This is a genomic window from Streptomyces sp. GQFP, assembly GCF_021545335.1.
Taxonomy (GTDB): domain Bacteria; phylum Actinomycetota; class Actinomycetes; order Streptomycetales; family Streptomycetaceae; genus Streptomyces.
The window spans coordinates 1,088,472-1,103,587 of the sequence record NZ_CP089312.1 but is presented as its reverse complement, the minus strand read 5'-3'; the positions used below and the strand labels follow the sequence as shown (position 1 = coordinate 1,103,587).

12 protein-coding genes and 1 pseudogene are annotated in these 15,116 nt (G+C 70.2%); 6 read left to right on the top strand and 7 right to left on the bottom strand.

What is annotated here, in order from left to right; translation table 11 throughout:
- Positions 1-27: 27 nt before the first annotated feature.
- Together LUX31_RS04965 and iolC are read right to left on the bottom strand one after the other, a co-directional pair.
- Positions 28-904: pseudogene (locus LUX31_RS04965) on the bottom strand (Cgl0159 family (beta/alpha)8-fold protein).
- A gap of 160 nt (positions 905-1,064) precedes the next feature.
- Positions 1,065-2,045, bottom strand: a complete 981-nt coding sequence (gene iolC, locus LUX31_RS04960; protein WP_235473394.1) for a 5-dehydro-2-deoxygluconokinase — start codon at positions 2,043-2,045, stop codon at positions 1,065-1,067.
- Positions 2,046-2,328: 283 nt separating this feature from the next.
- Between iolC and LUX31_RS04955 the strand changes: the two genes are divergently transcribed.
- Genes LUX31_RS04955 through LUX31_RS04940 form a run of 4 tightly spaced genes read left to right on the top strand, consistent with a single transcriptional unit; the run spans position 2,329 to position 6,239 of the window.
- Positions 2,329-3,342 carry a substrate-binding domain-containing protein gene (locus tag LUX31_RS04955; RefSeq protein WP_235473392.1) on the top strand — a complete coding sequence of 338 codons (1,014 nt, stop codon included), beginning with the start codon at positions 2,329-2,331 and terminating at the stop codon, positions 3,340-3,342.
- A 5-nt stretch (positions 3,343-3,347) separates the two neighbouring features.
- On the top strand, positions 3,348-4,421 hold the full coding sequence (locus tag LUX31_RS04950) for an ABC transporter permease (RefSeq protein WP_235473391.1): 1,074 nt from the start codon (positions 3,348-3,350) through the stop codon (positions 4,419-4,421).
- A gap of 4 nt (positions 4,422-4,425) precedes the next feature.
- Positions 4,426-5,340 carry an ATP-binding cassette domain-containing protein gene (locus LUX31_RS04945; protein ID WP_235473389.1) on the top strand — a complete coding sequence of 305 codons (915 nt, stop codon included), beginning with the start codon at positions 4,426-4,428 and terminating at the stop codon, positions 5,338-5,340.
- Positions 5,337-6,239: a sugar phosphate isomerase/epimerase family protein gene (locus LUX31_RS04940; RefSeq protein WP_235473388.1), complete on the top strand. Its 903-nt coding sequence runs from the start codon at positions 5,337-5,339 to the stop codon at positions 6,237-6,239. Before LUX31_RS04945 ends, LUX31_RS04940 begins: the two co-directional genes overlap by 4 nt.
- Before the next feature lie 180 nt (positions 6,240-6,419).
- Here the strand turns inward: LUX31_RS04940 and LUX31_RS04935 are convergent, their stop codons facing one another.
- From LUX31_RS04935 to LUX31_RS04925, 3 genes are all read right to left on the bottom strand, one after another.
- On the bottom strand, positions 6,420-7,424 hold the full coding sequence (locus LUX31_RS04935) for a Gfo/Idh/MocA family protein (protein ID WP_235473386.1): 1,005 nt from the start codon (positions 7,422-7,424) through the stop codon (positions 6,420-6,422).
- A 64-nt stretch (positions 7,425-7,488) separates the two neighbouring features.
- Positions 7,489-8,265 (bottom strand): SDR family oxidoreductase, encoded by a 777-nt coding sequence (locus tag LUX31_RS04930; RefSeq protein WP_235473385.1) that lies wholly within the window; start codon positions 8,263-8,265, stop codon positions 7,489-7,491.
- Positions 8,266-8,278: 13 nt separating this feature from the next.
- Complete coding sequence (locus LUX31_RS04925) at positions 8,279-9,457, bottom strand: phytanoyl-CoA dioxygenase family protein (RefSeq protein ID WP_235473383.1); 1,179 nt, start codon at positions 9,455-9,457, stop codon at positions 8,279-8,281.
- Positions 9,458-9,589: 132 nt separating this feature from the next.
- Here LUX31_RS04925 and LUX31_RS04920 point away from each other — a divergent pair, with 132 nt between their 5' ends.
- Positions 9,590-10,612, top strand: coding sequence for a LacI family DNA-binding transcriptional regulator (locus tag LUX31_RS04920; RefSeq protein WP_235473381.1), 1,023 nt, complete (start codon positions 9,590-9,592; stop codon positions 10,610-10,612).
- A gap of 243 nt (positions 10,613-10,855) precedes the next feature.
- Here LUX31_RS04920 and LUX31_RS04915 read toward each other — a convergent pair whose 3' ends face one another.
- On the bottom strand, positions 10,856-12,007 hold the full coding sequence (locus LUX31_RS04915) for a Gfo/Idh/MocA family protein (RefSeq protein ID WP_235473380.1): 1,152 nt from the start codon (positions 12,005-12,007) through the stop codon (positions 10,856-10,858).
- 111 nt (positions 12,008-12,118) lie between these two features.
- Between LUX31_RS04915 and LUX31_RS04910 the strand changes: the two genes are divergently transcribed.
- Positions 12,119-13,168 (top strand): LacI family DNA-binding transcriptional regulator, encoded by a 1,050-nt coding sequence (locus LUX31_RS04910; protein WP_235473378.1) that lies wholly within the window; start codon positions 12,119-12,121, stop codon positions 13,166-13,168.
- A 109-nt stretch (positions 13,169-13,277) separates the two neighbouring features.
- Here LUX31_RS04910 and LUX31_RS04905 read toward each other — a convergent pair whose 3' ends face one another.
- Entirely contained in the window at positions 13,278-15,038 is a 1,761-nt protein-coding gene (locus LUX31_RS04905) for a helix-turn-helix domain-containing protein (protein WP_235473376.1), read from the bottom strand.
- Between the last annotated feature and the right edge of the window lie 78 nt (positions 15,039-15,116).

Here is a 15,116-nt window from a genome sequence, read left to right as displayed (position 1 = left end):
TCACGGCGAGCCTGCCGTTGACTCGGTTCACAGCAGCCCCACCGCCGTGTCCACGGCCGTCTCCACACTGCCCGAAGACGGATAGAGCAGCGACCTGCCCACGACCAGACCCTGCACGGTCGGCAGCCGCAGCCTTGCGCCACTTCTCGTACGCGCCCTCCTGGTCGTCGCCGACCTCGCCGCCCAGCAGCACGGCGGGCAGCGTCGACGTCTCCAGCACCTCGGCCATGTCGTCCGGGTCGTGCGTGACGGGGAGTTTCAGCCAGGTGTAGGCGGAGGTGCCGCCGAGGCCCGACGCTATGGCGATCGAGCGGGTGACCGCCTCGGCGGACAGATCGCTGCGTACCCGGCCGTCGACCCGGCGTGAGATGAACGGCTCGACGAACAGCGGCAGTTGGAGCGCCGCCATGTCGTCCACGGCCCGGGCGGTGGACTCCAGGGTGGTGAGCGAGCCCGGGTCGTCGTAGTTGATGCGCAGCAGCAGCTTGCCCGCGTCGAAGCGCAGCCGGGCGATGTCCTGGGCGCGGTGCCCGGTGAAGCGGTCGTCCATCTCGAAGACCGCGCCGGCCAGCCCGCCGCGGTTCATCGACCCCATGACGACCTTGTCGTCGAGCACGCCGAGCAGCAGCAGGTCGTCCAGGATGTCGGCGGTGGCCAGCACCCCGTCCACACCGGGCCGCGACAGCGCCACGCACAGGCGTTCCAGCAGGTCGGCGCGGTTGGCCATGGCGAGCCGGTGGTCGCCGACGCCCAGGGCGCCGCGTGCCGGATGGTCGGCGGCCACGATCATGAGCCGCCCGCTGTCGCCGATCAGGGGCCGCCGGACCCGGCGGGCGGCGGCCTCCGCTACGGCCTCCGGGTGCCGGGCTCTCAGCGTGGCGAGATCGGCGATGCTGATGGTCAAGACAGGCTCCGTTCGGGGGTCAGGGGCGCCAGGTCGGCCGTCCCCGGAGTTGCCGGGATCGCCGGGGTCGCCGCCGTCCCGTGCTCATTCACAGACTGCAGAGGATGCAGAGGATGCAGGGGCCGCACAGGTTTCAGCCGTTTCGGCGGCCGGGGCGGCTTCATCGGCGCGATCCGCTCGTGAGGAGGCCGTCGACCTCGGACTCGGTGGGCATCGCGGACGAACAGGCGAGGCGGGAGGCGACGAGGGCGCCGGCCGCGTTGGCGTATCGCATGGTCCGCTCCAGCTCCCAGCCGGACAGCAGCCCGTGGCACAGCGCGCCGCCGAACGCGTCGCCCGCGCCCAGGCCGTTGACCACCTCGACGGGCACCGGCGGGACCTCGGCCGTGGTGCCGTCGCGATGCACCGCCAGCACGCCCTTCGGGCCCTGCTTGACGACGGCCAGTTCGACCCCGGCGGCGAGCAACTCCTCGGCGCAGGCGCGTGGTTCGCGTACGCCGGTGGCGATCTCGCACTCGTCGAGGTTGCCGACCGCCACGGTGGCGTGGCGCAGGGCCTCGGCGTAGTACGGGCGGGCTTCCTCCGGGTCGCTCCAGGCTGTGCTGCCCCAAAGCGCCGGCCGCCAGTCCAGGTCGAACACCGTGGTGCCCGACCGGTCGCGGGCCTTGAGGGCGGCGAGCGTGGCCGAGCGGCTCGGTTCCTCACTCAGGCCGGTGCCGGTGATCCAGAAGACGCGGGCCGCCCGGATTCCGAAGAAGTCCAGCTCCTCGGTGCGTATCTGCAGATCAGGGGCGGTCGGCCGACGGTAGAAGTACAGCGGGAAGTCGTCCGGCGGAAAAAGTTCGCAGAATGTGACCGGAGTCTGCAGGCCCTCCACGGGGGTCACCCAGCGGTCGTCGACCCCGAATTCCTTGAGCGCTTGGTGCAGATAGTCGCCGAAAGGGTCCGTTCCGGTACGGGTCACGACGGCCGAGGAGCGGCCCAGACGGGCCGCCGCGACCGCGACGTTGGCGGCGGACCCGCCGAGGAATTTTCCGAACGTCTGCACTAGGGTCAGCGGTACACCGGACTGCAGCGGATAGAGATCAACTCCGATGCGGCCCATGGTGACCAGGTCGAAGGGCGGGGCTGACTCGGTCATGCGATGCTCCTTCGAGCTGCGGAGGATGCGGGTCCCGAGGGGCCTGTCGTCTCCCAGGTGTAGGACTCGGAGGGCGACGCTGTCAAGAGTTTGTTCTTACATTCTGACCTGCTTGTGAAATAATGTCTTAACAAAGTATTGACAGCGGACAGTTCCAAGCATTTGGATTCGGTCCCAACACGACTGCCGTGTTCGCGGCACACGGCCCGGACCTCCGGGACCCGGGCCCGGGATCGCTAAGATCCCCACCCTCTCCCCGGTCGCACAGTGAGGTGCAGGAAAGATGGACCGCTCTTCTCGCTCCCGCAGAATCGCCCCCGTTGTTGCCGCTGCCGCGGCAGCGGCACTGGTCCTTGCGGGCTGCTCCAGCAGTTCCGGCGGCAAGGACTCGGAGGAGGACGGCACCGACGCCTCTGCGGGCAAGGCCACCACCCCCCAGATGACCGTCGCCCTGGTCACCCACCAGGCGCCCGGTGACACCTTCTGGGACATCGTCCGCAAGGGCGCCCAGGCCGCCGCGGACAAGGACAACGTCAAGCTGATCTACTCGGCCGACCCGAACGCGGGCAACCAGGCCAACCTCGTCCAGAACGCGATCGACCAGAAGGTCGACGGCATCGCCATCACGCTGGCCAAGCCGGACGCCATGAAGGACGTCGTGGCCAAGGCGACGGCGGCGGGCATCCCCGTCGTCGGCCTCAACTCGGGCCTGAGTGACTGGCAGACCCTCGGTCTCCAGCAGTTCTTCGGCCAGGACGAGTCCGTCGCGGGCGAGGCGTTCGGCAAGAAGCTGAACGAACTCGGCTCCAAGAAAGCCGTCTGTGTGGTCCAGGAGCAGGGCAACGTCGGCCTCACCCAGCGCTGTGACGGTGTGGAGAAGACGTTCACCGGCACGCTGGAGGTCCTCAACGTCAACGGCACCGACATGCCGTCCGTGAAGTCGACGATCACCGCGAAGCTCAACCAGGACAAGGCCATTGACTACGTGGTCGCGCTCGGCGCCCCCTACGCGCTGACCGCCGTCCAGTCCGTGAGCGACGCCGGCAGCAAGGCGAAGGTCGCGACCTTCGACCTCAACAAGGAGCTGACCGACGCCATCGCGGCGGGCACCATCCAGTTCGCGGTCGACCAGCAGCCGTACCTCCAGGGCTACTTGGCCATCGACGGTCTGTGGCTGTTCAAGAACAACGGCAACTACAGCGGTGGTGGCGAGCAGCCCGTCCTGACCGGTCCGGCCTTCGTCGACAAGACCAACGTCAAGGAGATCGCCGCGTTCGCCGCGAAGGGCACTCGGTGATGACCATGAGTCAGACAACGGCACCGGCGGCGAGTTCCTCGCCGCCGGCTCCGCCGGCCACTCAGAAGGACGGCCGCACCAACCAGCGGTCGCTGGGGCGCAGGCTGCTGGCCCGCCCCGAGGTCGGCGCCCTCATCGCCGCCATCGGTGTGTACGTGTTCTTCTTCGCGGCGGCACCTTCCTTCCGGGAGACCAGCGCCCTCGCGACCGTGCTCTACCAGGCCTCTGTCATGGGCATCATGGCGCTGCCGGTGGCCCTGTTGATGATCGGCGGGGAGTTCGACCTGTCCGCCGGTGTCGCGGTCACCACCTCGGCGCTGACCGCCGCGATCCTCAGCTTCCAGCTGTCCATGAACGTGTGGACCGGCGTGATCGTCGCGCTGATCGTGTCGCTCGCCGTCGGTGCCTTCAACGGCTGGCTGCTGATCAAGACCGGGCTGCCGAGCTTCCTCGTCACGCTGGGCTCGTTCCTGATCCTCCAGGGCGCCAACCTGGCCGTCACGAAGATCTTCACCGGGAACGTGGCGTCGGACTCGATCTCCGACATGGACGGCTTCGACCAGGCGAAGAGTGTCTTCGCGTCCGAGTTCAGCATCGGCGACGTGAACTTCAAGATCACGATCGTCTACTGGCTGGTGTTCGCGGCGATCGCGACCTGGCTGCTGCTGCGCACGAAGTTCGGCAACTGGATCTTCGCGGTCGGTGGCAGCAAGGACTCCGCCCGCGCGGTCGGTGTCCCGGTGAACTTCACGAAGATCGCCCTGTTCATGGGCGTGGGCGCGGGTGCCTGGTTCGTGGGGATGCACCTGCTGTTCTCGTTCAACACGGTGCAGTCCGGCGAAGGCGTCGGCAACGAGTTCCTGTACATCATCGCGGCGGTGATCGGCGGCTGTCTGCTGACCGGCGGTTACGGCTCGGCGGTGGGCCCGGTGATCGGTGCGTTCATCTTCGGCATGGTGTCCCAGGGCATCGTGTACGCCAACTGGAACCCGGACTGGTTCAAGGCGTTCCTCGGCGTGATGCTCCTGGTCGCCGCCCTCGTCAATCTGTGGGTCCGCCGCCAGGCGACCCGGAGGTGATCGCATGACAACCAACGAAACCTCCCCCAACGGCACGCTCAGCAAAGAGAGTTCGCCCGAGGACGGCAAGCCGATCGTCGAACTGCGCGACACCGGCAAGTCGTACGGCAACATCCGTGCCCTGCACGGAGTGAACCTCACGGTCCGTTCCGGTCAGGTCACCTGTGTTCTGGGTGACAACGGCGCCGGCAAGTCCACGCTGATCAAAATCATCTCCGGGCTGCACCAGCACACCGAGGGCGAACTCCTCGTCGACGGCACCCCGGTGCACTTCGGCACGCCTCGCGAGGCGCTGGACGCCGGTATCGCCACGGTCTACCAGGACCTGGCGACCGTGCCGCTGATGCCGGTGTGGCGCAACTTCTTCCTCGGCTCCGAGATGACCAAGGGCCCCTGGCCGGTCCGCCGTCTCGACATCGAGAGGATGAAGGAGACCGCGGACGCGGAACTGCGCAACATGGGTATCGTCCTGGACGACCTCGACCAGCCCATCGGCACCCTCTCCGGCGGCCAGCGCCAGTCCGTGGCCATCGCCCGCGCCGTCTACTTCGGCGCGCGGGTCCTGATCCTGGACGAGCCGACCGCGGCGCTGGGTGTCAAGCAGTCGGGTGTGGTGCTGAAGTACATCGCGGCCGCCCGGGACAAGGGACTTGGGGTCATCTTCATCACCCACAACCCGCACCACGCCTACATGGTCGGCGACCACTTCAGCGTCCTGCGCCTGGGCACCATGGAGTTGAGCGCGGCCCGCAGCGAGGTCAGCCTCGAAGAGCTCACCAATCACATGGCCGGCGGCGCCGAACTCGCAGCCCTCAAGCACGAGTTGGCCCAGGTGCGCGGCGTCGACGTCGAGGAACTCCCCGAAGTGGAGGATCTCCAGACGTCGGGCACCGCCTCCTCGGAAGGGACGAAGTCGTGACGACTTCACTCGACCGCATCCGGGTCGGCTCGGCGCCGGACTCCTGGGGTGTCTGGTTTCCCGAGGACCCGGTCCAGGTGCCGTGGGAACGGTTCCTGGACGAGGTCTCCGAGGCCGGCTACCGCTGGATCGAACTGGGCCCGTACGGCTATCTGCCGACCGACCCGGCCCGGCTGACGGACGAGATCGTCAAGCGTGACCTGAAGGTGTCGGCCGGTACCGTCTTCACCGGCCTGCACCGGGGTCCGTCCGTGTGGGAGTCGACCTGGGAGCACGTCAGCCAGGTCGCCGCGCTCACTCAGGCGATGGACGCGAAGCACCTGGTCGTCATCCCGTCGTTCTGGCGGGACGACAAGACCGCCGAGATCCTGGAGCCGGCGGAACTCACCGCCGAGCAGTGGGGTCACCTCGCCCGGGGCATGGAACGGCTCGGGTGGGAGGTGAAGGAGCGGTACGGGCTCGACATCGTCGTCCATCCGCACGCGGACACCCACATCGACACCGAGGCGCACGTCGAGCAGTTCCTCGACGCGACCGACTCCGACGTGGTCAATCTGTGCCTGGACACCGGGCATTACGCGTACTGCGGTGGGGACAGTGTCAAGCTGATCGAGACGTACGGTGAGCGGATCGGGTATCTGCACCTCAAGCAGGTGGATCCGGCGATCCTGGCCGACGTGGTCGAGAACGGGGTGCCGTTCGGGCCGGCCGTGCAGCGGGGGGTCATGTGTGAACCGCCCTCTGGGGTGCCGGAGTTGGGGCCTGTGTTGACTGCTGCGCAGGGGCTTGGGGTGGATCTGTTCGCGATTGTCGAGCAGGACATGTATCCGTGTGAGCCTGACACTCCGTTGCCTATCGCGGTGCGTACGCGGCAGTTCCTTCGGTCCTGCGGCGCGTAGGTTCGGGGTTGTGCGGTTGGTTGGCGGGTGCGGGTCCGGTGGGGGCTGGTCGCGCAGTTCCCCGCGCCCCTAAGTACGTCCCCTGCGCCGCCTGTTGAGTAGTACCGATCTCCTTGGAACACGTCGAACGGCCCGCGTTGTGCTGCTGACAGCGCGGGCCGTTCGCTTTGTTGAGCCTGCTCAGACTGTGCGTACTTCCTCGATGCGTACCGGGCGGTGCTCCTGGAGGGACAGGGTGCACGCGTCGGCGATCCAGCCTGCCTCCAGGGCCTCGGCGACCGTGCACGGGGACGTACGCGTGCCTGCGACGACCTCTGTGAACGCTGTCAGTTCGGCGCGGTAGGCCGGGATGAAGCGGTCCATGAAGAAGTCGTGCGGGACGCCCGCCGGGAAGGTGACACCCGGCTCCACGGAGCGCAGCGGGAGCTTGTCCTCCAGGCCCACCGAGATGCTGTCCTTGAAGCCGTGCAGGTCCATGCGGACGTCGTAACCCCGGGCGTTGTGGCGGGAGTTGGAGACCACGGCGATCGTGCCGTCGTCCAGGGTGAGGATCGCGCCGGTGGTGTCGGCGTCGCCCGCCTCCTTGATGTAGTCGGCACCCCGGTTGCCGCCGACCGCGTACACCTCGGTCACCTCGCGGCCCGTCACCCAGCGCAGGATGTCGAAGTCGTGCACCGAACAGTCCCGGAAGATGCCACCCGACGCGGCGATGTACGCGGCCGGCGGCGGCGCCGGGTCCAGCGTGGTCGACCGGATGGAGTGGAGGAGGCCCAGCTCGCCGCTCTGCACGGCGTTGCGGGCGGCGGTGAAGCCCGCGTCGAAGCGGCGCTGGTAGCCGATCTGGATCTCGACGCCGCTGTCCTTGACGGCGTTGAGGACCGCGACGCCCTCGGCCATCGAGCGGGCCACCGGCTTCTCGCAGAACACGGGGACACCCGCCTCCACGGCGGCGAGGATCAGGGCCGGGTGGGCGTCCGTCGCCGCGGCGACGACGATGCCGTCGACGCCGGCGGCGAAGAGGGCCTCGGGGGAGTCCGCCACCTGGGCGCCGAAGCGCTCGGCCGCGGCCTTGGCGGCGTCCGCGAAGGGATCGCTGACGACGAGGGAGTCGACGGCGTCGAGACCGGAGAGGGTCTCGGCGTGGAAGGCGCCGATGCGGCCGAGGCCGAGGATTCCGATGCGCATGGGTTGTGCTGCTCCTTGGTGAATGGTGGTGCGGGTGTCTTGCCGGGGGAGGAGAGGAAGAGGGTCAGTCCAGGCCGCCGAGGACGTTCTGGTCCCAGTCGATCACCGAACCGGTGACCACGCCCGACCGGTCGGACAGCAGGAGGACCACGAAGTCGGCGATCTCGTCCGGCTGGCCGAGCTTGCCCATGGGCAGGCGTTCGGCTGCCTGGTCGAGCCAGTCGTCGCCCGCCCCGTGGAAGGCCCGCTGGGTGGCGTCCTCGCCCTCGGTCGCCGTCCAGCCGATGTTCAGGCCGTTGATCCGGACCCGGTCCCAGCGGTGCGCGTGCGCCGCGTTGCGGGTCAGGCCGATGAGGCCGGCCTTGGCGGCGACGTACGGGGCCAGGAAGGGCTGTCCGCCGTGCGCGGAGGACGTGATGATGTTGACGACCGTGCCGGGCGCCTTGCGCGCCACCATGTCCGCCACCGCCGCCTGCATGGCGAAGAACGGCGCCTTGAGGTTGATCGCGATGTGTGCGTCGAACAGCTCGGGCGTGGTGTCGAGCAGCGTGCCGCGCGAGGTCAGACCGGCCGAGTTGACCAGGCAGTCGATCCGGCCGTGCGCGGCGACCACCTCGGCCACGGAAGCCTTCGCCTGCTCGGCGTCCGCGAGGTCGGCCCGTACGAACATGGCCTTGCCGCCCGCCGCCGTCAGCTCCGCGACCAGCGCCTCGCCCGGCTCCGGGCGCCGCCCGGACACCGCGACGACGGCGCCCTCGCGGACGGCGGCCCGGGCGATGGCCGCGCCGACGCCCTGACTGCCGCCGTTGACGAGGACGACCTTGTCCTGGAGAAGTCCCATACCGTTCGGTTCCTCAGCTCTCACGTCGTTCGGCGCCGGCCCGCAGTGCCTCGCGGAGCGCCTCGGGAGTCCACTCCTCGCGCAGCGCACGCCGTACGAGGTCCGCCTGCGAGGGCGGGGCCAGTCCGTCGACCGGCGGATCCCGGTCAAGGTTGGTGGGGAAGGGGTAACCCTCGGCCGAGGCCGCGACGACCGCGTCCAGCCAGGCCTCGTCCACGCCCTCGGCCTTGCGGGCGAGCAGCACCGGGTAGACGGCGTTGACGGTCGCCTCCCGGTCCACGGTCTCCATGGCCCGCCCGAACGCGGAGGACACCTGGAGGAGGTTCGCCATCCGGCGGATGTCCGCGGACCGGTTGGTGCCGGCCGCGTGGAAGAGCGCCGGGTTGAAGAACACCGCGTCGCCCTTCGCCAGCGGCAGCTGCACGTGATGGGCGTCGAAGTACTCGACGAACTCCGGCAGCCGCCAGGCCAGATAACCGGGCTCGTACGACTGCGAGTACGGCAGGTACAGCGTCGGCCCGGACTCGACGGGCATGTCGCAGTGGGCGACCGCGCCCTGCAGCGTCAGCACGGGGGAGAGCCGGTGGACGTGCGCCGGGAACGCCGCTGCCGCCTCGTTGGACAGGAAGCCGAGGTGGTAGTCGCGGTGCGGGCTCTGCGCGGCGCCACCGGGGTTGACCACGTTGATCTGCGAGGTGACCTGGTAGCCGGGGCCGAGCCAGGCCGTCGAGACCAGGGCGACCATGTCGTTGGCGTAGTAGTCGGCGAACGCCTCCGGCGCGCGCAGGGCCGTCTTCTCCAGGGCGTTCCACACCCGGTCGTTGGCACCCGGCTTGGCGAAGTGGTCGCCCGCGACGGTCCCGGCCGCACGCTGCTCGGCGATGAGCGCCTCGAAGGCGGCGGTCGCCCGGTCCACGACCGACGGATCGGCGAAGGCCCGCTGCAGAACCACGATGCCCGGACCGTCGGTGAGCGCCCGGACCAGCTCCACCAGCACCTGCCGGCGCCCGCCGGGCGTGGTGACGGCGGCACGCAGGCGCTCACTGTCGTAGACGAGGACGTTCTGCTCGACGGCGGTCGCGTACGCGTAGTCGGCGGCGTCGGTCGTCCGCTCGACCTCGGCGCGGAAGGCGTCGAGATCGCAGTCCTGCTCGGACAGCCACGCAGGGCGTTGTGCGGCGGTGAGGGACATCGTCGTCCTTCTCTCGTCTTCTCTCGATCATCAACGGCTACCTGTTGCTGTCATTGTTGTCATGACAAACTCGTCAAACAACCGGCAGACGGCCATCAAAAACCCTTCAAGACGAAGCCGAGGAACCTCCCCATGGGCCACCCCTATCCGATCCGGGAGATCGCACGTCAGGCGGGCCTCAGCGAGGCCACCGTCGACCGTGTCCTGAACGGCCGGGGCGGCGTCCGCGAGAGCACCCAGCGGGAGGTACGGCAGGCCATCGCGGACCTGGACAGGCAGCGCACCCAGGTCCGGCTGGTCGGCCGTACGTTCATGATCGACATCGTGATGCAGGCGCCCGAACGGTTCACCACCGCGGTCCGGGCCGCCCTGGAGGCCGAACTGCCCGCCCTCCACCCGGCCGTCGTACGCTCCCGCTTCCACTTCCGTGAGACCGGACCGGTCACGGAACTGACGGCGGCCCTCGATCGCATCGCCCGGCGTGGCTCCCAGGGCGTCATCGTCAAGGCACCGGACGTACCCGAGATCACGGCCGCCGTCGGCCGCCTGGTGGCCGCCGGAATCCCGGTCGTCACCCTGGTGACCGACCTGCCCTCCAGCGCCCGCCTCGCCTACGTCGGCATCGACAACCGGGCCGCGGGCGCCACCGCCGCCTACCTCATGGGCCAGTGGCTCGGCGAGCGCCCCGGCAACGTCCTCACCAGCCTCAGCAGCGGCTTCTTCCGCAACGAGGAGGAGCGCGAGATGGGCTTCCGGGGCACGATGCGGGCCCGGCACCCGGAGCGCGCCCTCGTCGAGATCACCGAGGGTCAGGGCCTGGACGCCACCCAGTACGACCTCGTCCGCGACGCCCTGAAGCGCGACCCCGGCATCCGGGCGGTCTATTCGATCGGCGGCGGCAACATCGCGACGCTACGCGCATTCGAGGACCTGGGCCGCGAGTGCGCGGTCTTCGTCGCCCACGACCTCGACCACGACAACACCCACCTCCTGCGCGAACACCGCCTGTCCGCAGTCCTCCACCACGACCTCCGCCAGGACATGCACGAGGCCTGCCGCACGGTGATGCGCGCCCACGGCGCCTTGCCACCGGCGGGCCCGACGCTGCCATCGGCGATCCAGGTGGTGACGCCGTACAACATGCCGCCACGGTGAACTGTGTCTCGCCCCCGCCGCCCCTACCCATTCCCATCCCTGGGGGCTGCGCCCCCAGACCCCCGCTCCGGCCCTGAACGGGCCTTGTCCTCAAACGCCGGACGGGCTAAAAAATCAAGCCCCGGCCGGCACCACCCAGCCCGTCCGGCGTTTGAGGACAAAGGGGGGTCTGGGGGCGCAGCCCCCAGAAGGATGGGACGGGTAGGGGCGGCGGGGGCGAAGAAGATGCTGCCCCCCACCGCGTCACACCGTCTCCCACCCCCCCGACTCCACCGACCGACTCATCGCATCCAGCGCGGCAGCGCTCCGCACCGCATCCGCCAACGTCGCCCCGTACGCCGTCCCCTCAGCCACCGACCGCACAAACCGATACGCCTCGATCACCTTCAGATCGTCGTACCCCATCGCATTCGCCGCCCCCGGCTGAAACGCCCCGAACTCTCCGTCCCCCGGCCCGACGAACACCGTACTCACCGGCTGATCCTGATACGCAGCCCCCGTACTCACACCCAGCTCGTTCATCCGCCGGAAGTCCCAGAACACCGCACCCTTCGTACCGTGCACCTCGAACCCGTAGTTGTTCTGCTCCCCGACAGAGACCCGGCACGCCTCCAGGACACCCCGCGCACCGGAGGCGAACCGCAGCAGGCAGGACACATAGTCCTCGTTCTCCACGGGCCCCAACTCACCACCCGACGCCCGCGCATGCCCGGCCGTCGCACCCGTCGGACGGGCCCGCTCGGGCACGAACACCGCCGTGTCGGCGATCAGCGCGGAGATGTCGCCGAGCAGGAAACGGGCCAGGTCCGCACCGTGCGAGGCGAGGTCGCCCAGCACTCCGCTACCGCCGCGCTCCCGCTCGTACCGCCAGGTCAGCGCACCGTCCGGATGGGCCGCGTAGTCGCTGAAGAGGCGCACGCGGACATGCGTGACCGTGCCGATCTCGCCGGAGGCGATCAGCTGCCGCGCCCGCTCCACGGCAGGCGCGTTGCGGTAGTTGAAGCCGACCGCGCCCTGGACGCCGGCCTTGGCGACCGCGTCGGCGACCGCGCCCGCGTCGGCCCCCGACAGGCCCACCGGCTTCTCGATCCAGATGTGCTTGCCCGCCTCGGCCATCGCGACCCCGATCTCCCGGTGCAGGAAGTTCGGCGCGGTGATGCTGACCGCCTGCACGCGCGGGTCGGCAGCGACGGCACGCCAGTCACGGGTCGTCGAGGCGAACCCGAACTGTGCGGCGGCCTCCTCGGCCCGGCCCGGCACCTCCTCGGCGACCATGACCAGTTCGGGCCGCAGCCCCAGCTGCGGGAAGTGGTGCGCCAGGCGGACGTACGCCTGCGTGTGCACCCGTCCCATCCAGCCGAACCCCACGACGGCGACACCGAGCGTACTTGCCATGACAGCCCCTCTTTGGACCGGTCCAGAACATTTCCCACTCACCCTCGGTGCCCTCGGCCTTTGCTGTCAACCCTTTGACAGGACATGGCGGCCTGTGGAACGGTCCAAGGCATGAGACCGCCGACCATCCGAGACGTCGCCGAACGCGCCGGTGTGTCGAAGTCCCTGGTCTCGCTGGTGCTGCGCGGCTCCGAACAGGTGCGGCCCGAGAAGAGGGAAGCGGTCCAACTCGCTGTACGGGAACTCGGCTACCGGCCGAACGCCGCCGCGCGCAGCCTCAGCGAACAGCGCACCCGGACGGTCGGTGTCCTCCTCAACGACCTGCGCAACCCCTGGTTCGTCGACCTGCTCGACGGACTCAACTCCCTCCTCCACGACAACGGCCTGCACATGCTGCTCGCCGACGCCCGCCTCAACCGGCGCAGTGGCCAGGACCTCACCGGCCCCTTCCGCGATCTCGGCGTCGACGGCCTGATCGTGGTCGGCACCCTGCCCGACCCCGCGGTCCTCGGCACCCTCGCCGAGCGCATCCCGGTCGTCGTCGCGGGCGCCCGCGAGCCCGTGCTGCCCGGCGTGGACGTGGTCGCCAACGACGACGAGCACGGCGCCCGGATCGCCACCGAGCACCTGATCGGGCTCGGCCACCGCCGGATCGCCCACATCGCCGGGTACGGCGCCGTCGGCGAACTGCGTCGGCGCAGCTTCGAGGCGACCATGCGCGCGCACGGTCTGGCGGACAGCGCGCTCGTCGAGGCCGGCGACCTGACCGAGGAGGGTGGCTACCGAAGTACCGTCCGGCTGCTCGGGGACCCTGCCAATCGGCCCACCGCCGTCTTCGCCGTCAACGACATGACCTCCGTCGGCGCGATCTCCGCCGCCGAGGAACTGGGGCTGAGCGTGCCCCGCGACCTGTCGGTCATCGGCTACGACAACACGAACATCTCCCGGCTGCGCCACGTCTGGCTGACCACCGTGGACAACGCCGGCCACGAGGTCGGCCGCCGCGCCGCCCGCTGCCTCCTCGACCGGCTCGACCTGCCCGCCGGCCCGGTCAGCGTCCACCTCGCCGCCCCGACCCTGGAGATCCGGGGGACGACGGCACCACCAGCCCCAGGGTCTGTCGTACGGAGCGGGCCGAAAGGAAGCGACGGCGCTTCGTGAGCACCGGTGATCGGGGCGATGCGCGCCTGCCTCGGAGCGACTGAGCCACCGGCGCCTCGCGTCCACGGACTCTGATCCGAACGGCGGGCTCCAGGTCCATGAGGCCGCCTCAGGCCTGGTACTCCCGCAGCTTCCGGTAGAGCGTCGCGCGGGCGATACCCAGGGCCGTCGCCGTACGGGCCTTGTTGCCGCCGTTGCGGCGCAGTGCCTCCAGGATCGCGGTGCGCTCGGCGTGCTCCATCGGGCTGAGCGGGCGCGCGGCGGGCCCTTCCCTTACCGGGTCGGGGAGTTCGGCCCGTCGGACCGGTCCCGACGCCCGCCGGTTCTCCGCCAACGTCCGTACCAGGTAGGCCAGTTCGGTCAGGTTCCCGGGCCACGGGTACCGCTCCAGCGCCCGCAGCGCGTCCAGTGTCCAGGTCAGCGGCGGTGTGCCGTCGACCGGCCTGGGAGCCAGCGTCGGGAGCAACTCCCGGATGTCCTCCGGGCGTTCGCGCAGCGCGGGCAGGGTGACCGAGCGGGCGGCCAGGGTGTCCAGGAGCCGTTGGAGACAGGGGCCCGGGGGAGTGCCCGGTGTGTACGTCGCCAGGAGGTGGACGTCCGGATGCTCGTCGAGGAAGCCGTTCAGCGCGGCGACGTCCGACTGGGCGAGCCGCTCGGCGTGCCGGAGGAGAAGTGGGCGGTCGCCCGTCAACCTGCCGTCCCCCAGGCCCAGTTCCGGCGCCTCGGCGGCATCGAGGACCAACGGTTCGGTGCCGCCGAGCAGTTCGCGGGCCAGCGCGGTCTTGCCGGAGCCGCGCTCCCCGGTCAGCAGGAGCGGTTCGCTGCCGTGCGCCAACTCCCTTGCCCGGCCCACCGCGTGGCGCCACGGCACCGAACTCCCGGCCAGCCGACCGGCCGCCGGACGCGGCAACGCCCGTACGACCGCACCCTCGGTGACCGGCTCCAGCACGGCGACGATCCCGAGCACCCGGCCACCGCCCTGCTCCCGCACCGGACGGAACTCGGCGGTGCAGCCCGCCCCTTCGGGCAGCGCGATGTCGTACGACTCGACAGGCGCCGCCGATCGCAGCAGCGTCCGCGCGCCCCGCTCCAGCGACTCCAGCACCTGCGGCGACACCAGCCGTACCGCCGCCTCGCTGACCAGCCGGTTGCGTCCGTCCAGGGCCACCACCGCCCGCTCCTGAACGCCCGACGGTCCGCCTGTCGCGCGGGTGTAGGCGTCGAGGAGTGTCCGTTCCGCCGAGCGGGAGCGCGCCAGCAGCTCCGCCTCGACCGCCGCCGCTGCCGCCTCCGCGAGGGCGGCCCCGGGGTGCGGACCGGCGTCGGCGCACAGACCGGAGGCGACCGTGATCGTGCCGAGGGGGCGGCCGGACTCCGGGGCGAACACCGGGACGCTGACCGCCGACACGTTCTGCCACACGTCGAGGAAGTGCTCGGGGCCGTGCACCTCGGCCCGCTGCCGGGTGCGCAGGGCGAGCGCCGCGCTGTTGTGCCCGACCTCCCGCTCGGCCAGATCGCGGCGCAACTCCCCGCCGGGCGCGCTGCCCGCCGACCACAGCACCCGCAGCCGCTCGTCGGTCAGCAGCAGCGCCGACCGGCCGGTGCCGAGCGCCGGGGCGAGCCGTTCGAGGACCGGCCCGGACGCCGCCAGCAACGCCGACCCGACCACCAGACCGTCGACGGAGGCGGGCTCGCGCACATCGTGCCGTACGCCGAGGAAGCGGGCGCGGCGCCAGGCGGCGACGGTCTCGTCGGGGACGTCGTCGGGCAGCGGACGCCCGGTCAGGAACCGCTGACGTGCCTGACTGAGCAGGAGGAGGGCGGGGGAGCCCTGGGCTGTGTCGTCGGCTGTTTCTTCGGCTGTGGTCATGACACCACTCACGGTATCGGGCCGGGTCCGGAGACCGTCGGAGAGGTGCTGAGGAGTGTGGAGTGTCTCGTATTGAGA